The organism is Saccharopolyspora galaxeae, from assembly GCF_016526145.1.
GTDB classification, from domain to species: Bacteria; Actinomycetota; Actinomycetes; order Mycobacteriales; family Pseudonocardiaceae; genus Saccharopolyspora_C; species Saccharopolyspora_C galaxeae.
Genome location: NZ_JADDUE010000007.1, coordinates 347489 through 365646 on the forward strand (window position 1 = coordinate 347489; position 18158 = coordinate 365646).

General features: G+C 66.9%; 20 protein-coding genes and 1 pseudogene. 16 read left to right on the plus strand and 5 right to left on the minus strand.

Translation table 11 applies throughout. The features are described from left to right. The first annotated feature begins 103 nt into the window (after positions 1–103). From INP57_RS18400 to INP57_RS18435, 10 genes and pseudogenes are all read left to right on the plus strand, one after another. Positions 104–1462: an LCP family protein gene (locus INP57_RS18400; RefSeq protein WP_200071457.1), complete on the plus strand. Its 1359-nt coding sequence runs from the start codon at positions 104–106 to the stop codon at positions 1460–1462. A gap of 166 nt (positions 1463–1628) precedes the next feature. Next, the gene (locus tag INP57_RS18405) at positions 1629–1880 is read left to right on the plus strand and encodes a hypothetical protein (RefSeq protein WP_200071458.1); all 252 of its coding nucleotides are present in this window, start codon (positions 1629–1631) and stop codon (positions 1878–1880) included. A gap of 438 nt (positions 1881–2318) precedes the next feature. Further along, positions 2319–3977 (plus strand): BCCT family transporter, encoded by a 1659-nt coding sequence (locus INP57_RS18410; RefSeq protein WP_200071541.1) that lies wholly within the window; start codon positions 2319–2321, stop codon positions 3975–3977. A 48-nt stretch (positions 3978–4025) separates the two neighbouring features. Next, positions 4026–4229, plus strand: a complete 204-nt coding sequence (locus INP57_RS18415) for a hypothetical protein (protein ID WP_200071545.1) — start codon at positions 4026–4028, stop codon at positions 4227–4229. Positions 4230–4337: 108 nt separating this feature from the next. Continuing rightward, positions 4338–4643: a CNNM domain-containing protein gene (locus tag INP57_RS29655; protein ID WP_233627863.1), complete on the plus strand. Its 306-nt coding sequence runs from the start codon at positions 4338–4340 to the stop codon at positions 4641–4643. Further along, a pseudogene (locus INP57_RS30630) lies at positions 4561–4941 on the plus strand (Na+/H+ antiporter NhaA); the annotation flags it as partial. The gene INP57_RS29655 and the pseudogene INP57_RS30630, both read left to right, overlap by 83 nt. Beyond that, positions 4904–5236 (plus strand): Na+/H+ antiporter NhaA, encoded by a 333-nt coding sequence (locus INP57_RS30635; RefSeq protein WP_233627864.1) that lies wholly within the window; start codon positions 4904–4906, stop codon positions 5234–5236. The pseudogene INP57_RS30630 and the gene INP57_RS30635, both read left to right, overlap by 38 nt. 173 nt (positions 5237–5409) lie before the next feature. Further along, positions 5410–6288 (plus strand): SAM-dependent methyltransferase, encoded by an 879-nt coding sequence (locus tag INP57_RS18425; RefSeq protein ID WP_200071459.1) that lies wholly within the window; start codon positions 5410–5412, stop codon positions 6286–6288. Positions 6289–6804: 516 nt separating this feature from the next. Then, the gene (locus INP57_RS18430) at positions 6805–7224 is read left to right on the plus strand and encodes a heavy metal-responsive transcriptional regulator (protein ID WP_200071460.1); all 420 of its coding nucleotides are present in this window, start codon (positions 6805–6807) and stop codon (positions 7222–7224) included. A 49-nt stretch (positions 7225–7273) separates the two neighbouring features. Then, positions 7274–7543: a thioredoxin family protein gene (locus INP57_RS18435; protein WP_200071461.1), complete on the plus strand. Its 270-nt coding sequence runs from the start codon at positions 7274–7276 to the stop codon at positions 7541–7543. A 106-nt stretch (positions 7544–7649) separates the two neighbouring features. On the opposite strand, the gene INP57_RS18440 is transcribed toward INP57_RS18435, so the two are convergent. From INP57_RS18440 to INP57_RS30075, 5 genes are all read right to left on the minus strand, one after another. Beyond that, positions 7650–8309 carry a DUF305 domain-containing protein gene (locus tag INP57_RS18440; protein ID WP_233627774.1) on the minus strand — a complete coding sequence of 220 codons (660 nt, stop codon included), beginning with the start codon at positions 8307–8309 and terminating at the stop codon, positions 7650–7652. A 659-nt stretch (positions 8310–8968) separates the two neighbouring features. Further along, complete coding sequence (locus tag INP57_RS18445) at positions 8969–11302, minus strand: heavy metal translocating P-type ATPase (protein ID WP_200071462.1); 2334 nt, start codon at positions 11300–11302, stop codon at positions 8969–8971. A 77-nt stretch (positions 11303–11379) separates the two neighbouring features. Then, the gene (locus INP57_RS18450) at positions 11380–11589 is read right to left on the minus strand and encodes a heavy-metal-associated domain-containing protein (RefSeq protein WP_200071463.1); all 210 of its coding nucleotides are present in this window, start codon (positions 11587–11589) and stop codon (positions 11380–11382) included. Positions 11590–11642: 53 nt separating this feature from the next. After that, positions 11643–11924, minus strand: a complete 282-nt coding sequence (locus INP57_RS18455; RefSeq protein ID WP_200071464.1) for a metal-sensitive transcriptional regulator — start codon at positions 11922–11924, stop codon at positions 11643–11645. 81 nt (positions 11925–12005) lie between these two features. Next, the gene (locus tag INP57_RS30075) at positions 12006–12473 is read right to left on the minus strand and encodes a DUF305 domain-containing protein (protein WP_200071465.1); all 468 of its coding nucleotides are present in this window, start codon (positions 12471–12473) and stop codon (positions 12006–12008) included. Positions 12474–12911: 438 nt separating this feature from the next. On the opposite strand from INP57_RS30075, the gene INP57_RS18465 reads away from it, so the two are divergent. From INP57_RS18465 to INP57_RS18490, 6 genes are read left to right on the plus strand one after another with little or no spacing between them, the layout of a single operon-like run. Then, positions 12912–13262: an NADH-quinone oxidoreductase subunit A gene (locus INP57_RS18465; RefSeq protein ID WP_200071466.1), complete on the plus strand. Its 351-nt coding sequence runs from the start codon at positions 12912–12914 to the stop codon at positions 13260–13262. Continuing rightward, positions 13253–14482, plus strand: a complete 1230-nt coding sequence (locus tag INP57_RS18470; protein ID WP_200071467.1) for a hypothetical protein — start codon at positions 13253–13255, stop codon at positions 14480–14482. Before INP57_RS18465 ends, INP57_RS18470 begins: the two co-directional genes overlap by 10 nt. Further along, entirely contained in the window at positions 14475–15404 is a 930-nt protein-coding gene (locus INP57_RS18475) for an NADH-quinone oxidoreductase subunit H (protein WP_200071468.1), read from the plus strand. Before INP57_RS18470 ends, INP57_RS18475 begins: the two co-directional genes overlap by 8 nt. Before the next feature lie 10 nt (positions 15405–15414). Continuing rightward, positions 15415–15978: an NADH-quinone oxidoreductase subunit J gene (locus tag INP57_RS18480; protein WP_200071469.1), complete on the plus strand. Its 564-nt coding sequence runs from the start codon at positions 15415–15417 to the stop codon at positions 15976–15978. Beyond that, a complete protein-coding gene (gene nuoK / locus INP57_RS18485) occupies positions 15975–16280 on the plus strand; it encodes an NADH-quinone oxidoreductase subunit NuoK (protein ID WP_200071470.1) in 306 nt (101 codons plus the stop codon). The genes INP57_RS18480 and nuoK overlap by 4 nt, the downstream gene beginning before the upstream one ends. Before the next feature lie 3 nt (positions 16281–16283). Beyond that, positions 16284–18155 carry an NADH-quinone oxidoreductase subunit 5 family protein gene (locus INP57_RS18490; RefSeq protein WP_200071471.1) on the plus strand — a complete coding sequence of 624 codons (1872 nt, stop codon included), beginning with the start codon at positions 16284–16286 and terminating at the stop codon, positions 18153–18155. Positions 18156–18158: the final 3 nt, after the last annotated feature.

Here is an 18158-nt window from a genome sequence, read left to right on the forward strand (position 1 = left end):
GCCGGTGCCGCAGCAAGCGCAGCGACGTCCGTGGCGATCCGCGGCCCGCACCGCCACGGCTGCGGTCTCCGCTCTCGTATTCGCCTTGACGGGGTATGGCTGGATGACCGTGAGCGACCTCGAAAGCGGCTTGTCGACCAGCGATGTCACCGCCGGTGCGAGCGCCGACGGTTCCCTCGATGTACTGCTCGTCGGCATGGACAGCCGCACCGACGCACAAGGCAATCCGCTTCCTGATGACGTCCTGGAACGTCTCGGCGCTGGCGACAACGAAGCCAACCTGACCGACACCCTGATCTTGCTGCACATCCCGAAGGATCGGTCACGTGCGGTCGCCTACTCGCTGCCGCGGGACACCTATACCAGAATCCCCGATGGCCATGGCAAACATAAGATCAATTCCGCCTTCGGTCGGGGCAAGTCCGAAGCCGAAAGCGAGCTACAACAACAAGGTGTGTCCGGTTCCGCTGAGCTGGAGCGCCGTTCGTCCGAGGCGGGGCGCAAACTCTTGCTGAGCACCGTCGAAGACCTCACCGGTGTGGGTATCGACCATTACGCCGAGGTGAACCTCCTCGGCTTCTACCAGCTCACGAAAGCCGTCGGTGGTGTTGACGTCTGCCTGAACGATGCCGTCGACGACTCGTACTCCGGAGCCGATTTCTCCGCCGGGCCGCAAACCATTTCCGGTTCAGACGCGCTCGCATTCGTCCGGCAACGCCACGGCTTGCCGCGCGGCGATCTTGACCGGGTGGTCCGCCAGCAAGCTTTCCTCGCCGGACTCGCCCGTTCGATCCTGTCCACCGGAACACTCGCGTCTCCGAGCAAGCTCAGCGGGCTGTTCGATTCGCTGCAAAAGTCCGTGGTGCTCGACCAGGACTGGGATGTTCTGACCTTCGCCGGGCAAATGCAAAACCTGGCCGGCGGCAACCTCGCGTTCGACACGATTCCCGTGGAAGATCCCGCCTACGACACTCCCGACGGCGAAGCCATTCAAGTCGATCCCTACGAGGTGCGGACCACCATCCAAAGAGTCAACCAGGGCTTGCCGCCCGAGCCACCGCAGCCGCCCGGTCTCGCGTCAACCACTGTTGACGTACGCAACGCGACTGACACCAGCGGACTTGCGTCCGGTGTGCTCGATGAACTGGCTTCCGACGACATCCCGACCGGCACAGCGGAGAATGCCACTCCCCGCAATACCTCAAGGGTGAGTTACGCGCCCGGCCACGGTGAGATCGCCCGCTATATCGCCGAGCAGCTTAACGGCCTGCCCGTACGACGCGATCCCGAACTCGGGAGTGGACAACTGAACGTACTGCTCGCCGACGATTACGACGGTCCAGGAAACGAACAAAACTTCGCCTCCCAAAAACCGCTCCAACTCGACGGCGCACAACGTGAGCAACCCCCTGCACCCAGCGACGACGCCATCACCGCCGACGGCGTCCCGTGCATTAACTAACCGATGGATCTACTGCTATTTCGTCTGTTGCAGGCGTGCACTGTGGGGTTGCGGTGTTCAGCTGATTCGTGCTGCGGCGCGAACTGGTGACCACCGAACGCTCGGCCGATACTGCGAGAACGTGTCGACGGTAAAGATTCGATCTTCGACCGGGGGTGGGGTGGTGATGGGCGAGCTAATTTTGATCATCGTGGTCGCCTTGTTGATCTGGGTCTACCGGACCCGCGATCGCTACATCAACGCTGGCCTGCAACAGGAGTCGGGCGGGCGAGATGGCGGCGCCTACTTCCGGGGGCGTGCGCCGGGCGGTCGTCAGTTACCTTGCGGCGCGATCGAACGGCTTACCACCGACGGCTCTACTCAGGAGCGCAATTCCGGTGTCCCGGCTCGCGATGCCCGCCCGAACCAACACAGCTGAGCGCGCCTGGGAAGCGGGGGTGCTCTCGTAGCGGCGATGTCCAGGCGCCGCTGCTGCGGTAGCTCTGGCCGGACTGCCTGCCCCGTGTGACGATGCCAGGTGTTCTGCCGAACTCGAGCGGTGGGGCTGGGGTCCTACCGTGCCGTCACGGACCGTTGCGCGACCATTCCAGCGGTTGCTGAATGGCAGGGTAGGACGTTTTGAACTACAAAAACAGGAACAGGGTTTGACCGCTACCGAATCCGCGGGCGCTGTGGTGCGCCTGCCTGATTCTACGGTTTTCTGGCAAACCCTTGAGGCGCAACTTGATGAGCTCTCGGTATTCCCGCCACGCTAACGCGAACCAAGTTCTTTGGTCGCGACTCTAGCTCCGGCCTTGGCGAGGCGAGTGGACGCCGCCCGGTAGCTAAGGGATCCGCAGGAGGGGAGGTGGGCGTGATGATGCAGCGGTACTTGAAGAAGCATACGAATCCACCCGTGTTCGTCGTCTCGGCGATCGTGATCGTGGGCTTCGTGCTGTGGGGAGTCATCGCGCCCGGAAACGTCGCCGCCGTAGCCAGTTCGGTGAACACTTTCATCACCACGAACTTCGAGTGGCTCTACATCATCGCGGCCACGTTCTTCCTGGTTTTCGTGATCGCGCTGATGGTGAGCAGGTACGGAAACGTGCGTCTCGGCCCTTCGGATTCCCGGCCGGAGTACGGCAACCTGGCGTGGTTCGCGATGTTGTTCACGGCCGGGATGGGAATCGGGTTGGTGTACTTCGCGGTGAGCGAGCCGGTGGCGCACTTCCTCGAACCCCCGGTGGGGCCTGGGGGAACGGATGCGGCCGCGTCGAACGCGATGAATCTGACCTTCTTCCACTGGGGGTTGCACCCGTGGGCGATCTACATCGTGCTCGGACTGTCGCTGGGGTACTTCACCTTCCGCAGGGGACTACCCCTGCGGCCCGACGCCGCCTTTTACCCACTGATCGGAGACCGCATCTACGGGTGGCTCGGGCACCTCGTCGACATCTTGGCGGTGTTCGGGACCTTGTTCGGGCTGGCGACCTCGCTCGGGCTCGGCGGCCAGCAGGTCGGAGCGGGACTTGAGACGTTGTTCGGCATCCCGAACAGCGGGACGTTGCAGGTGGTGCTGATCCTGGCGATCACAGCGGTCGCGGTGGTCTCGGTGATGCTGGGTATCGACAAGGGCATCCGCAACTTGTCGTTGATCAACCTCTGGCTTGCTCTGGTGTTGATGCTGTTCGTGTTCTTCCTGGCGTCTTCGCGTGATCTGCTCAATGCGCTGGCGGCCAACGTTGGCTTTTATCTGCAGAATCTGCCGTTGACGAGCTTCGAGACCTACCCAGGCGACAGTGCTGCTCAGGAATGGCAGAGCTCGTGGACGCTGTTTTACTGGGGCTGGTGGATCTCGTGGTCGCCGTTCGTGGGGATGTTCATCGCACGGATCTCATACGGACGCACGATCCGACAGTTCATTGCCGGGGCGCTGTTCGCACCGGTCGGCGCGTCGATGGTGTGGCTGACGGTGTTCGGTAACTCATCACTAAACCTGCTGGTCAGCGATCCCACGAACCCGTTGGCCACGGCGAGTTCGGAAACCGCGATGTTCTTCCTGCTCGACCAACTGCCGGTGCCGGGAGTGCTCACGACCCTGTCGTCGGTGCTGGCGATCATCGTGGTGGTGTTGTTCTTCGCCACGTCGTCGGATTCGGGCTCGCTGGTGGTCGACATCCTCACCAACGGCGGCGATCCGCATCCGCGCTGGCAGCAACGCCTGTTCTGGGCCGTGCTGGAGGGTGTGGTCGCGGCCGTCCTGCTCGTGGTCGGGGTGGTCAGCGGTGAGGATGCGTTGAGCGCGTTGCAGACCGCCTCGATCCTGGCCGGCCTGCCGTTCTGCATCGTGCTGTTCGCCATGTGTGCCGGGCTGGTGCGCGGGCTCGCAGCGGAACGGATGGCGCTGATGATCCCGCGCGAGCCCAGCCCTGCCGAGCTGATGCGCGAGAGCTACCGGCTGGGAAAAGGAGACGCGCGTGCCGATAACGGTCCCGACGAGCAGGCGCCTGGAGACGAAGGCACACGTCAAGAGTGAGGATGCCGCGACCGGTCGAGTCGGCTTTGATGTCGCAAGGACGTCTCGATGAACGGTCGTGCAGTGGTCGAGCGCTGCGGCGGGGGTACGAGTCTCGTTGTCGGCTACATCGTGGAGCCCTCTTTGGGTGCCCTGTTGCGTGGTCCGTTGGGCGTGGTCGGGCAGTTCAGCCTCGTGGCAGTGGATCGGGCCACCGTGGAGCGAGAAGCCGAGCGCAGTGATCGCGGTTCGCAACGGCTGCTGGGGCACTGACCTCGCTGTCGACCCAGCTATCGGGTGCTCAGTTGGGGATCACGACCGGGCGAGGCGACGACCCCGGCGGCGTTCACGGTCGCGTTCGTGGTGGCGACGGTGTTGCAGATGGTTCTGGGTGAGCTGGTGCCGAAGAATCTGGCGATCGCACGCCCGTTGCAGGTCGGTAGGGCAGTAGCGGGCGCACAGCGCGGTTTCACCACCGTTGCGCGCCCATTGATTGTGGGATTGAACGGGTCGGCGAATTGCGTCCTGCGCAGGCTCGGTGTGCAGCCACAAGAGGAGTTGGTGTCAGCGTCCGTCTCGGGCGGAATCTCGCGCTCTTGCCGAGCTGTTGTGTACGGAGACGGTGGGTGGGGGCCTGCTGGTGCTCGCCGCGATCGTCGCGTTGGTGTGGGTGAATTCGCCGTGTAGGGGCTCTTATGGATCGATAAGTTCGTACGTGCCGTGGCGGGGTGGCGCTATCGTCGGCTTGAACCTGGACCTGGCGCACTGGACCGCTGACGGCTTGTTGGCGATCTTTTTCTTCGTCGTGGGGTTGGAGCTCAAACGCGAATTCGTCGTTGGGAATCTACGCCATCCAAGTCGGGCGGTGGTTCCGGTGGTGCCGGCGGTGTGCGGGATGATCGCGCCTGCGCTGCTGTTCGTGGCGATCAACCTCGGCGCCGGTGGCGATGCGCTGCGTGGTTGGGCGATCCCTACCGCCACGGACAATATTCGGATCGAGTTTCGTGCTGTCGACATGCACACGTGCACGGCTCGACGAGGAGCTGTCGTGGTGGGACCTGTTCGGCGTGTCGTTGCTGGCGGGGATCGGATTCACCGTGTCGCTGCTGATCGGCGAACTCGCCTACGGCGTCGGCAGCCCGCGGGACGAACACGTGAAGACGGCGGTGCTGGTCGGCTCGGTGACCGCTGCCGTTCTGGCGTCGGTGGTGTTGACCCTGCGCAACCGGGCTTACCGACGCATCGAGGCGGTCGATGCCGCAGGCGGCGACCGGGTTTGACGGTTGTCCTCAAGTTGAACCGTGCGTCGACGATGCCCCGGCATTCGGGTAGTGATCTTTATAAGCTCTCGCGGATGGGATAGCGTAGGCGGTATCGCTCCCCCGGGGAGTCGATGGTGTGCCGGGAAGTCTGGTCGGCGTGACAGAACACTCGCTCGTGCGAAGGAACTGCCATGTCGAGTCGGCGTCACGACGCTGCTGAGCACACCGCCCTCGGGCCGATGACGATCGTCGCGGTTGACCAGCACGAGGACGTTCCCGTGGTTCGCGACAAGCTCGCGTGCCGGATGCTGCCGGCCACCGGCAAAGCAGCCGTCGCTGCCACCGCCGTCGCGCTGGTGCGCAGGCAGCTGATCGCAGCTACGGAGAAGAAGATCCCGGGCCTGTGGGCGAGCATCTTGTGTCGCAAACGCTATATCGACGATCAACTGCGCGCGGCATGGCGCGACGGCATCGACGTCGCGGTCGTGCTCGGGGCGGGACTGGACACCCGGGCCTACCGGGTTCCCGACCCGACCGCGGTCCACTTCTACGAGGTCGACCTGGCCGAGAGCTGCGACGGGAAACGTGAGTGCCTCCGCAGGCTGTACGGCGAAGTTCCCGATCACGTCACGCTGGTCGCAGCGGACCTGGAAACCCGAGGTCCGATCAAGGCGCTCGTCGCGTGTGGTTTCGACCCGGCGCGGCGAACCGTCTTCGTGTGCGAGGCCGTGACCCAATACTTGTCGGAAGACGCCGTACGATGGATGTTCAGCTCGCTCGCGAGCGTCCCGCCGGGAAGTCGCCTCGTATTCACTTACGTGCGCAAAGACTTCCTCGATGGCGTCGCCTTGTATGGAGCCGAGCAAGTCTACCGCGAATACGTCCTCGAACGCGGGCTGTGGCACTTCGGGATTCACCCAGAGAACGTCGCGACCTTCCTGGCCGAATACGGCTGGCTGGAAATCGACCGGGCTGGGCCACGCGAGTACGCCGAACGCTACCTCGGACCTCTCAACCTGCCGTCCCCTGTCTCCGGCATCGAGCTGTCCGTCGTTGCCGAGAAGAGATGAGAACAGCTTCTGCGTCCAGGGGCTCTTTCTCCCGGAACTCGCCGCGTGGGTTCACCGAAAGGATGGCGGGCCGGTTTCGTCCGGACGCCCGGCCTGCGAGGGGGAGGGAGATACAGGCCGGGCGCCACCAAGGCCACGGAGGGGGATCGTGGCGATCGCAACTGTAGCCGAACCCGCACCCGAAAGAACTTCACATCGCGGTCCGGGTACAACGGGTTTGGTCAACGCTTGACTCAGCAACCGGGTTCGCACGAGTGCTCACGCGAACGTGCACAGATGCGTATGCCTGTGCGACGTTGGAGGTCCTGCTGGGACTCGGGGCGGGCGACCGTCGGGAGTCGCCCGCCCTGCTGGTGCGGGGGTGTGACACCGGCGCAGCTGTGGAGCAGGTCGCCGTGGTGATCGCGGTGTGCAGCAGTCGTGCTATTCGGTTGGCAGGCTTGGGCTGGACCTTCCAGTCGGCTGGAGGGTGCACTCTTGAGGGAACACTAGGGATTCGATCGGCAGGGAGCTGCGGTGCACATCGGGCAACTGGCCCGGACGGTGCGGGTAAATCCCAAGACCGTCCGCTATTACGAGAGCATCGGTCTGCTGCCTGCGGCCGAGCGCAACGCTGCTGGCTATCGGGTGTACAGCGAAAGCGATGCCGACCGGGTGGGTTTCATCAAGGCCGCGCAGCGGCTGGGCATGCGGTTGGACGAGATCAGCGAAGTACTGGCGCTCAGGGACGCGGACAAGCGTCCGTGCGGCTATGTCCGACAGGTCCTGCACGAGCATGTCGGCGACATCGATGAGCGGATCGCGGAGTTGCAGCGGATGCGGCAGCAGCTGCTGGAGTTGGACGCGCGTGCCGATCGGTTGGCCACGGAGGAGGCCGATGCCGCCTCCTGCCCGCTGATCGACCACATGCGGCGAGAGAGCGAACCGCGGACTTGACCTTCCACTCGACTGGAAACCTTAGCGTGCCGCCTCGGAGGTGATGACGATGGCAAACCGCCACGTTGAAGTGTTCACGACTGGGTGCCCGGGCTGCGCGCCCGTGGTGGAGCTGGTGGAGGACATGGCCGGACCTGGTTGCGAGGTCGCGGTGCGCGACCTGCGCAGCGACGCGAATGCCGCGGACCGGGCGGCCGAATATGGCCTTGCCCGGATTCCTGCTGTGGTCGTGGATGGCGAGCTGGCCGAGTGCTGCCGGAGTGGGCAGGGCCCGACCAGGGAAGGGTTGACCGCCGCCGGGGTCGGCCGCTGCGGCTGATCACCAAGGGCGGCCCCGCCGAGCGCGGGGCCGCCCCTCGCTGCTTTCTTCCCGGTTTGGCTGCGGCGGCGCTGCTCGAGTTCGGCAACAGCGCCGCCGTGGTCTGTCAGCCGTGCTTGAGCATCTGGTGCATGGTGTTGATCTCAGCTTGTTGGGAACTGATGATCCGCTGGGCCATCTGCTTGGCGGCGGGGAACTGGCCCTGTGCGAGCTCGGTTTGAGCCATGCCCACCGCTCCTTCGTGGTGCTTGATCATCATGGTGAGGAACATTCGGTCGAACTCGGGCCCGTTGACCTGCTGCAGCTTTTGCATGTCGTCGGCGGTCATCATGCCGGGCATGTTCCCGTGGTTCATGCCGGGCATATTCTCGCGCTCCATGCCCGGCATGGTGCCGTGGTTCATGGGCATGCCGGGCTGGGGTGTGGGGACACCCCAGCTGCGCAGCCAGCCGTTGAGCGTCTCGATTTCGGGGCCTTGGGCCACCTCGATCTGACGCGCGAGGTTCTTGACCTGGTCGGACTGGGCGCGTTCGGCGGCCAGTCGGGACATGTCGATGGCCTGGCTGTGGTGGGGAATCATGCCCTGGGCGAACGCCACGTCAGCGTTATTGTGCTGCCCGGCTGCGGCGGGCGGCTGGGAGGTGCTTGCCGGCGGGGTGGCGTGGTTCATGCCCGGCATGCCCTGCTCGGAACCGGTACACGCGGCAAGGACGCCACCTGCGGTGGCGATGGCCAACGCAACGCCGACTGTGCGCATCGTGTTCATGGTTTATTCACTTTCGTCGTTCCGAATTGGTTGCTGCAGGAAAAGGAACGATCCGTCGGATCGTTCGGAACGGCGAAAGATCACAACCGGAGCACGCACAGCTGCGCCAGTCTTCGAGGTAACGGGGGCGGGGGGCGACTCCGGCTTCGACCTGGGCCGAGTGCGGCCGCCCGGAACGGTGCTTTCGGGAGGAGTGCCGAGGCGCGGAGGGCGTGTGCGGCGAACAGGACGATCGCTGCGGCCAGGATCGCCAGACACAGGTGGAGCCACCCGTGCTCATGAGCAGGCTGCCTGTCGGGTGACGAATGGGCAGCCGGTTCTGCGGAGCGGCCGACCTGGGCGTGGGGGACGTCAGCTGCCTGTGCGGCGTGCGTGCCGTGCAGCTGCACCAGGGCTGGCGGCATCGGCATCGGCGCGGAGTCGCTGGCGTGGGCCAGCGGCGCATGGTGCATGACCATGACGCCGAAGGCGAGCAGCGCCAGCAGCCACCCGTAACCGTTCGTGGACCGATACCCCACGGATTCCACCCTAGTTCGTGACTCGTTCTGCTTGGGGAGACGGTGCTGTCGCCCAGCGCCAACCGGGAATGTGCTTTCCGCCTTACCGACCGGGAGGGGAAAGTCGTGCTTGAACAGTGGTCCTACCCGCCGTACCGGCCGTTAGGAGCGCGTCGCGCTGGGCCGCGGTGAGGACACGTCGTGTGTTTCGGTGCCCAGCTGGCGTGGGTTGGTAGTGGTGCTGTGGAAGCGGCGCAGGCGCAGGCTGTTGGCGACGACGAACACGGAGCTGAACGCCATGGCGGCCCCGGCGATCATGGGGTTGAGGAGTCCGGCTGCTGCCAGCGGCAGGGCGGCGACGTTGTAGGCGAAGGCCCAGAACAGGTTGCCCTTGATGGTGCCGAGGGTTCGGCGGGCGAGCCGGATCGCGTCGACGGCCGCACGCAGGTCGCCGCGGACGAGGGTGAGATCGGATGCCTCGATGGCAACGTCGGTGCCGGTGCCCATGGCCAGTCCGAGGTCGGCTTGGGCCAGTGCGGCGGCGTCGTTGATGCCGTCGCCGACCATGGCCACCACGCGGCCCTCTCGTTGCAGCCGGGCGACGACGTCGACCTTGTCGGCGGGCAGGACCTCGGCGATGACCTCGTCGATGCCGACCTGCACGGCGATCGCCTGGGCGACGGCCTCGTTGTCGCCGGTCAGCAGCACCGGCCGCAGCCCCAGGCCGCGCAGGCCGTGGATCGCCTCCGGCGAGGTGGGTTTGATGGTGTCGGCGATCACCAGCGCAGCGCGGGTTTGCCCGTCGACGGCGGCGACGACGGCGGTACTGCCGTCCCGCTCGGCGTCCAGTTTGGCCTGCGCCAGCGTCTCGGGGACCCGGATACTCCATTGCTCCAACAGCTGCGCCCGGCCGACCAGGATGGCGTGGCCGTCGACGACGGCTTGCACGCCGAGTCCTTCGATGTTGGTGAACTCCTCGACTTCAGGGAGATCGCCGACGCGGTCGGCCGCGCCGCGCGCGATCGCTTGAGCGATGGGGTGCTCCGAGGCGTGCTCGGCGGCTCCGGCCAGTCGGAGTACTTCGTTCTTGTCGACGCTGTCGAGGGTGTGCACTGCGGTTAGGGACATCTGTCCGCTGGTGATGGTGCCGGTCTTGTCGAGCACGACGGTGTCGATGCGGCGGGTGGATTCGAGGACCTCGGGGCCCTTGAGCAGGATGCCCAGCTGGGCGCCGCGGCCGGTGCCGACCAGCAGCGCGGTGGGGGTGGCCAGTCCGAGTGCGCAGGGGCAGGCGATGATCAGTACGGCGACGGCGGCGGTGAACGCCGCTGTGGCTCCGGCTCCGGTGACGAGCCAGAAGATCAGGGTGGCCAGCGCCAGGGCGATGACGATCGGGACGAAGACCGCGGAGATGCGGTCGGCCAGGCGCTGGACGGCGGCCTTGCCGGTCTGGGCGTCTTCGACGAGCTTGGCCATCTGGGCCAGCTGGGTGTCCGAGCCGATTCGGGTGGCGCGGACGACGAGCCGACCACCGGCGTTGACCGTCGCGCCGGTCACGAGGTCGCCTCGGGCGACCTCGACCGGGACGGATTCGCCGGTGAGCATGCTGGCATCGACCGCCGAGGAGCCGTCTTCGATCACGCCGTCGGTGGCGATCTTTTCGCCGGGGCGGACGATAAAGTGGTCTCCGACGGCGAGCTGGTCGGTGGGGATGCGCTGTTCGTGGCCGTTGCGCAGGACCGTGACGTCCTTGGCGCCGAGTTCGAGCAGGGCGCGCAACGCTGCGCCCGAGCGTCGTTTGGATCGGGCTTCGAAGTAGCGGCCGGCGAGGATGAACGTGGTGACCCCGGCGGCGACTTCGAGGTAGATGTTCCCGTCGCCGCTGCCCGGTTGGACGGTCAGGGCGAACGGGTGGGTCATGCCGGGCATGCCGGCGGTGCCGAACAGCAGCGCGTACAGCGACCACGTGAATGCGGCCAGGGTGCCCATCGAGATCAGGGTGTCCATGGTGGCCGCGCCGTGGCGCAGGTTCGTGGCCGCGGCGCGGTGGAACGGCCACGCGCCCCACACGACCACGGGAGCGGCCAGGGTCAGCGAGATCCACTGCCAGTAGGTGAACTGCAACAGCGGGATCATCGCCAGTGCGATGACCGGCACGGACAGCACGGCGGAAATGATCAGGCGTTCCCGCAGCGACCGCGTCGGGTCGTCGGAGTCACCGTCGCTGGTGGACGGTGTGTTCGTGCGAGCGGGTTGGGGCAGGGTGGCGGTGTAGCCGGCGGCTTCGACCTGGTCGATCAGCTGCTGCGGGTCCAGCCCCTCGGGGTAGGTGACCTTGGCCTTTTCGGTGGCGTAGTTGACCGTGGCGGCCACCCCGTCGAGCTTGCCCAGTTTCTTCTCGACCCGCGCCGCGCACGAGGCACAGGTCATGCCGCCGATAGCGAGCTCGACGTCCTGACTGGGCGAGGCCGTGGACTGATTTGTGGTGGTAGTCATGGAGCCCTCCTGTGTCCCTCCGGTGCTCACGGACGTCGGAGGGGTCGACTGCTCCTGCTGGCGAGCAGTGATGGTGGTTAGCGGGCTGCCAGTTGGTAGCCGGCTTCTTCGACGGCGGCTTGCACGTCGTCGTTGCTGACCGGTTCAGCGCTGGTCACCGTCACCGCACCGGTGGCGAGGTTCACCGCGACGTCGGACACGCCGTCGATCTCGGTGAGCTCTTCGGTCACCGACCGGGCGCAGTGCTCGCAGGTCATGCCGGTCACGATGTAGGTCGTCTCGGTCATAGCGATTCTTTCCTTCTCGATGTGAACCGTGCGTCGGTGCTCGTCGCGTTTGGTCAGGAGCGCACCAGGCGGGCGATGGCGTCGCTGGCTTCGCGGACCTTCTCGTCGGCGGCCTCGCCGCCTTCGGCCATGGCTTCGGCCAGGCAGTGTTTGAGGTGCTCGTCCATCAGTCCCAGCGCGACCGACTGCAGGGCTTTGGGGGTCGCGCCGATCTGGGTGAGCACGTCGATGCAGTACTGGTCGTCGTCGATCATCTTTGCCAACCCGCGGACCTGGCCTTCGATGCGACGCAGCCGCTTGGCGTAGGCGTCCTTGTCCTGGGCGTAGCCATGCATGGCGAGCCTCCTCGGGACTATTAGGGGGTAGGGGTATGTCAAGATTTCGCGGGCTGGGGCGCTGAAGGGGATCTGCGGTGCTTACAGGTGGTTGAGCATCGACTGCATGTGCTGGATCTGTTGGTTTTGGGACTGCACGATCGAGTGCGCCAGCTGCTTCGCCTGCGGGTTCTCCCCGCCCTGGATCTCGGGCTGCGACATGGACACAGCGCCCTCGTGGTGGGCGATCATCTGGTGCAGGAACAGCTTGGAGGCAGCCGCGCCGTCGGCGTGCTCGAGCGCGGCGAGGTCGTCGGGGGAAAGCAGTCCCTGCATGCCCTGTGCTTGTTCGAGCGACATCGCGGACCCGGCGTTCCAGGCACCCAGCCACGACTGCATCGTGGCGATCTCCAGGCGTTGCTCGCGCTGGATCTTCTCGGTCATTTGGCGCACCTGCGGGTCCGGTCCCTGCTTCGGCAGCACGATCTCGGCCATCCGCAGCGCTTGCTGGTGGTGCGGAATCATCATCTTCACGAACTGCACGTCGGCCTGGTTGTGTGCCGGGCTCACCGCGGTGCCGGGTTGCGCGGGCGCGCTCGCGGCCGGCGGTGGTGGCGGACTCGCAGACGGTGCCTGGGGCGCTGGCCCTTCCGGGGAGCAGGCCGCAACGCCGGCCAGGCCCAGCGCGAGAACGGACGCGGCTGCGGTGCGGCGAAGGTTGATCATGCTGTCCTCTCACGTCCTTGATTGTTCGACCAGCTGACACTTGCGCTAACACCCCTACCCCCTAGGGGTATTCCGGCAGCCGAGACACATCCTTGTGTCGATCTAGGATCCGGCGCTCTCGATCGCGGTGGCAGTCGGCGTCGGCGAGCGTTCCGCTGGGTAGTCGGTCAGGCTGGGAAAGCCGTGATCTCGCTGTTCGGGGGTGGCGATGGGTGATGCACTGACGCTTCAAGCGCGGTGCGCGAGGTCTGTGGGCTCGAACGTGCTTGTGCTGCGTGGAGCATGAGCGGGTTCGCGATGGCGCTGTTGGTCCTGGTCGTGGTCGTGGTGGTGGTCAGCGGCGTGTACGGCGTGGCCTCGCTGGTGCAGATCGGACCGGGCAGCATCCGAGTGAGGCCGTTTCTGGCCGGTCATGCACCGTCCGAACATGCGTTTTCGCGTTTCCACGTGCGGTGGTATGCGCTGACGATGATTTATCTGGCGTTCGAGATGGAGATGCTGTTCATGTATCCGTGGGCGCTGGTCGTCTCGTCGGTGGGTACGAGCGCGGTCGTCGAAATGTTCGTGTTTCTGGGGATTTTGCTGGCTGGGGTGGCGTATGCGTGGCGGGAAGGGGCGTTGCGATGGGCGTGACCGCCCTGTTGCGGCGCTTCGCCGCCGGGGTGCCCCAGGTGCTCGTCGCCGAGGCTCCAGGAGGTACCGCGTCTCGGTTGGCGGTTGAGCAACTGCTGCGCCGATGGGGATGGGTGCAGGTGTCCCATCCGGCGGATGCTGATGTCCTGGCCGTCGTCGGGCCTGCGGGGCCGCAGTGGACGAGCTTCGCCGATCAGCTGTGGGACCAGGTTCCGCAGCCCCGGGTTCGCGTGCAGGTCGGCAACGCGGCCGAGGCCGACATCGCGCTTCAGCGTGCGGCGAGCCTGCTAACCGACCAGGGCGAGGCGCCTCCCGTTGGTGAAGGAATGTCGGCGCGGCGTGGGCGGGATGGTGCGGGCCACGCTGAGCACGGTCGTTCTGATGACCAGTCCCAGGGCCACGAGCAGCACGGTGGCGGCGGGATGGACATGCCGGGCGGTGTGCCCATGGCCGATCGTGGTCCGGATCGGGATGGACTGATGCTCGATCAGCTCCATGTGCCGCTCGGCCCGGTGCTGCCGGACTGGCCCGCCGGTCTCGTGCTGCACACCACGCTGCAGGGCGATGTCGTGCAGAGAGCCCGGCTCGAGGTGATTCGCGATTACGGCGACGTGCCGGATTTCTGGAACGAGCCATGGCGCCGGTCAGCCTCTGGTGAGGCCGTCACGGCGGGCGAGGCCGCGCGGCGCCGCGCTGCGGCGCACCTGGACAGCCTGGCGAGGTTGCTGGCTGTGGCGGGCTGGCGTGACGCGGCGCTGCGGGGGCGGCGAGCCCGCGACGACGTGCTTGCGGGCGTGCCTGCCGAGGTGGTCGCTCGCCTGGTGCACCGGTTGGTCCGGTGGCTGCGTCGGTCGCGAACGCTGCGGTGGCTCACCGGTGGGTTGGGGGTCTTGCCCGCGGAGGCGGCCGAGGCCGCAGGGGTGACCGGGCCTACCTTGATGGCATCTCGTGCCGGGGGTGACGTGCGTGCGCGGTGGCAGGCGTGGCTGGCCGAGATCGAGCGATCGGTGCCCGCATTCGACGACGGCGCGCCATTGACCATCACCGATTCCGGGCCACGAGGACGGCTCGGTGCCGGCGGGTGTTCGGCGGCGGCTCTGGGGGTGCTTTCCGGGCTGGTGGAGGGGGCCGAGCTGGCCGGGGCGCGGTTGATCGTGGCCAGTTTGGATCCGGATATCGCCGAGCTCGACCACGTCGACGTGGGAGCGGTGGATGGCTGAAGCTCCAGTGTGGAACGTGCTCGTGCTGCCCGTGTTGTTGGGGGCGGGTGCGGTCGCGGCGCTCGTCTTCGATGCGTCTTTGGCGGCACGCGCGGCTGGACGACCGGTGTCGGCGTCAGCGGCGTTGAGCGCACCGCTGCGTGCGGTGGTGCGGCTGCTGATCACGCAAAGGCGGACGACCGCGGCAGCTGACGCGGTGCTGTGGCGCACCGGCGTGGTGCTTGTTCCGGTCCTGGCGGTGCTGGCCGGATCGGTGCTGCCGCTGGGCGGGGTGGCCGTGTCGGATCTCGCGGTGGGGGTCGTGTGGTTCAACGCGATGGAGATCCTGACCTGGGCGGCGGTGTGGATGGCCGGCTGGGGCCCGAATGCGGCGCTGTCCCTGGTCGGTGGGTACCGGTTCGTGGCCCAGGGGTTGGCTTACGAGTTGCCGCACATGTTCGCGTTGATCACGGCGGCCACCGGTGCGGGCACGTTGCGGGTGGGCGGGATCGTCGAGGCCCAGTCCGGGTTGTGGTTCGTGGTGTGGATGCCGGTCGCCTTCGTCGTCTATCTGCTCAGTGCGATGGCGATGGCGTTCTGGGGCCCGTTCGACGCGCCGCTGGGGCATGACCTCGCCGGCGGAGCGGCGGGGGAGTCCTCCGGTGTGGACCGGCTGGTGTTCCTCGGTGGGCGGTGGTTGCTGCTGGTGGTCGCGGTGGCGATGGCGGTGCCGCTGTTCCTCGGAGGAGGCGGTGGGCCCTGGCTGCCGGGCTGGGTGTGGACGGTGCTCAAGACTGCCGCGGTGCTGGGCGTGGTCGTGTGGGTCGGTCGCCGGTTTCCCACGGTGCGGATGGAGCGGTTCGCCGAGTTCGCCTGGGTGGTGCTGGTCCCGCTGACGGTCCTGCAGGCGCTGGTCGTCGCGCTGGTGGTGCTGGTGCGGTGAAAAGGGGTGCGTGGTGACGGTTGCGTTGTTCTGGCTGTTCGCGGTCGGCGCTCTGGTGTCCGGGTTCTTGGTGTTTCGGTTGAACTCGATGGCGCGGGTGACGTTCGCGTTGCTGGCCTCGTTCGTGTTCGTGGCCGCGGAAGTGGTGCTGCTCGGGTTGGCCTACCTCGGCGTGGTGATCGTGTTGATGATGGTCATGGAAATGGTGATCATGGCCTTGTTCATGGTCATGTACATGATGAATCCCGCCGGGCTGATGCCGATGGCGATGGAACACAACAAGACCGGCGCCGCGGCGATCTCGGTCGGGACTTTCGTCGTGCTCGCGGTGGGCATCGTGCTCGTCGACTGGCCGCAGCGGGCTGGGATGCCGCCGCCGGACCCGACGGTCGCGCTCGGGGAAGCGCTGATGGGCCCGCACATGCTGACCATGATGACCCTGGGGGTGGCGCTGTTCGCCACCATCGTCGCCACCGTCGTTCTGGCCACCCACCGGGGGCGCTACGACCGGTGGGGCGACGACCTGCGCGTCGTCCGCGCCGACGATCCGGTGCGTGGGGGGATCGGGCGGTGAGCCTGGAGCTGTTCCTGCTGCTCGGTGCCGGGCTGTTCGCCATCGGCCTCTACGGAGCGTTGTCGCAGCAGTCGATCGTGATGCTGATGATGGGCCTGGAGCTGATGCTCAATGGCATCACCGTTGCGGCGGCGGCATTCTGGCACTACGTCGCTCCGTCCAATTCGGACGGTCAGGTTCTGATCATCGTGGTGATCACCGCGATGGCGGTGGAGATGGCGGTCGGTTTCGCCGTGGTGACGGCGATTTTCCGCGCCCGGGATGTGGACATGACCGACATGGCCGCGGATCTCAAGGAGTAGCCGATGGGCGCGCTGGCATGGCTGCTGGTCGCGGTGCCGCTGGGCACCGGGGCAGTGCTGGCGTGCACCGGTAGGCGAGGCGATCGGATCGCGCCCGTAGTCGGAATCGCCGGCGCGGGGATCACGGTCGTGCTCGCCGTGCTGGCAGCGGTGGTGCGCCCTGCGGCGACCGCGCCCTTTCTGCAGGGGATGGACGCGGGTGTGGCCGTTGAAGGGCTTTCGGCGGTCCTGGTGGTCACGGTCGCGGTGGTCACTCTGGCGGTGCTGGTCTTCGCCGTGGGCGAGTTCGGCCGGGATGAGTCGCGGGCTCGGTTTTTCGGGCTGATGTTGCTGTTCGCGGGAGCCATGCTCGTCACGGTCACCGCCACCGGCCTCGCCCTGCTGCTTATGGGCTGGGAGGTCATGGGTGCAACGAGCTGGGCTTTGATCGGGTTCTGGTGGCGCGACCCTCGCCGGGTGCACGCGGCCAACGTTGCGTTTCTGACTACCCGCGCCGCGGATCTTGGTCTCTACCTCGCGGCCGGGGCGGCGCTCGCCGGAGGTGTCGGCACGCTCGCCCTCGCGGAGCTGCCCGCGGTGAGGTCACCCTGGCTGACCGTGCTCACCGTGGGGATCGTGCTGGCCGCGTTGGGCAAATCGGCCCAGGTGCCGTTCCACTTCTGGCTTTCGCGTGCCATGGAAGGTCCGAGCCCGGTCTCGGCGCTGCTGCACTCGGCCACCATGGTCGCCGCTGGTGCGTACCTGCTTCTCCGCCTGCACCCGGTACTGGCCGCCTCCGGTTGGGGCGGCCCCTTGGTCGCCTGGTGCGGTGCGAGCACCGCGCTGGCGCTGGGCCTGGTCGCGGTCGCGCAAACCGACCTCAAGCAGTTGCTCGCGGCCTCGACGTGTGCGCAGATCGGGTTCATGGTGCTGGCCGCGGGCACCGGCGGAATCACCGCCGGCACGATGCAACTGGTGGCGCACGCGGCGACCAAGTCCGCGCTGTTCCTGGCCGCCGGAGCGTGGCTGACCGCGCTCGGCACGAAGGCACTGCCCTCCTTGCGGGGTGCCGCGCGGCGCCATCCGGTGGTGGGCGTGACGTTCGCGCTGGCTGCCGCGACGCTGGCCGGGTTGCCTCCGCTGTCGCTGTGGGTGACCAAGGACGCCGTGCTGGCCGCGACGGCAGAACACGCGATCGGCTTGTACGTGGTGGGACTGGCCGCCGCGGTGGTTTCCGCCGGGTACAGCGTCAAAGCGGTCTGGTTCGTCTGGCAACCAGTACCCGCCGACGCCGCGACCAGGTGGGACACGGAGCAGCCCGGCTCCCGCGAGGTGTCCGCCTTTGCCTGGCCGGTACTGGTGGTGCTGGCCGGCCTGGCTGCGGTCTTGGGGGTGTTCGGCCTGCCGTCGGTGGCCGAGAGCGCGCGAGGTCTGCTGGGTGCGGGACCTGCCGCCGCACCCCGCGTGTGGGAGCTTGCGCTGTCGGCGGCACTCGCCGTCGGCGGGTCGGCTTTGGCTTGGTGGTGGGGAGATCGACCGGTGCCGCTCACCGCATCAGTACGGCGATGGTCACGGGACTGGCTCGGGTTCGAGCGCGCTGCCACGGTGCTGCTCGTGCGGCCCACGATGGTGCTCGCTCGCGCACTGGCGGTCTTCGACGACCGCATCCTCGACCGGGCTGTGCGGTCCGTGCCCGCACTCGGTATGTGGCTGGCCGAGCTCGCCAACCGGCGCACGGAAATCCCCGTCGACGGTCTCGTGCACGGCCTCGCCCACGGTGCCCGACGGCTCGGAAGGCTCGCCCGGCGCCCGCAAACCGGGCAACTGCACCAGTACTACGCCCAAGCCGTCACGGTGCTGGCCGTGCTCGCCCTGCTGATCATCCTCGTGAGGTAGCCC

Bases quoted from the DNA above. Each gene is read 5' to 3' on its own strand.
- INP57_RS18400 (WP_200071457.1), top strand. From the start codon at position 104: ATGACCGTGAGCGACCTCGAAAGCGGCTTGTCGACCAGCGATGTCACC.
- INP57_RS18405 (WP_200071458.1), top strand. From the start codon at position 1,629: ATGGGCGAGCTAATTTTGATCATCGTGGTCGCCTTGTTGATCTGGGTC.
- INP57_RS18410 (WP_200071541.1), top strand. From the start codon at position 2,319: ATGATGCAGCGGTACTTGAAGAAGCATACGAATCCACCCGTGTTCGTC.
- INP57_RS18415 (WP_200071545.1), top strand. From the start codon at position 4,026: ATGAACGGTCGTGCAGTGGTCGAGCGCTGCGGCGGGGGTACGAGTCTC.
- INP57_RS29655 (WP_233627863.1), top strand. From the start codon at position 4,338: ATGGTTCTGGGTGAGCTGGTGCCGAAGAATCTGGCGATCGCACGCCCG.
- INP57_RS30635 (WP_233627864.1), top strand. From the start codon at position 4,904: ATGCGCTGCGTGGTTGGGCGATCCCTACCGCCACGGACAATATTCGGA.
- INP57_RS18425 (WP_200071459.1), top strand. From the start codon at position 5,410: ATGTCGAGTCGGCGTCACGACGCTGCTGAGCACACCGCCCTCGGGCCG.
- INP57_RS18435 (WP_200071461.1), top strand. From the start codon at position 7,274: ATGGCAAACCGCCACGTTGAAGTGTTCACGACTGGGTGCCCGGGCTGC.
- INP57_RS18440 (WP_233627774.1), bottom strand. From the start codon at position 8,309: ATGAACACGATGCGCACAGTCGGCGTTGCGTTGGCCATCGCCACCGCA.
- INP57_RS18445 (WP_200071462.1), bottom strand. From the start codon at position 11,302: ATGACTACCACCACAAATCAGTCCACGGCCTCGCCCAGTCAGGACGTC.
- INP57_RS18450 (WP_200071463.1), bottom strand. From the start codon at position 11,589: ATGACCGAGACGACCTACATCGTGACCGGCATGACCTGCGAGCACTGC.
- INP57_RS18455 (WP_200071464.1), bottom strand. From the start codon at position 11,924: ATGCATGGCTACGCCCAGGACAAGGACGCCTACGCCAAGCGGCTGCGT.
- INP57_RS18465 (WP_200071466.1), top strand. From the start codon at position 12,912: ATGAGCGGGTTCGCGATGGCGCTGTTGGTCCTGGTCGTGGTCGTGGTG.
- INP57_RS18470 (WP_200071467.1), top strand. From the start codon at position 13,253: ATGGGCGTGACCGCCCTGTTGCGGCGCTTCGCCGCCGGGGTGCCCCAG.
- INP57_RS18475 (WP_200071468.1), top strand. From the start codon at position 14,475: ATGGCTGAAGCTCCAGTGTGGAACGTGCTCGTGCTGCCCGTGTTGTTG.
- INP57_RS18490 (WP_200071471.1), top strand. From the start codon at position 16,284: ATGGGCGCGCTGGCATGGCTGCTGGTCGCGGTGCCGCTGGGCACCGGG.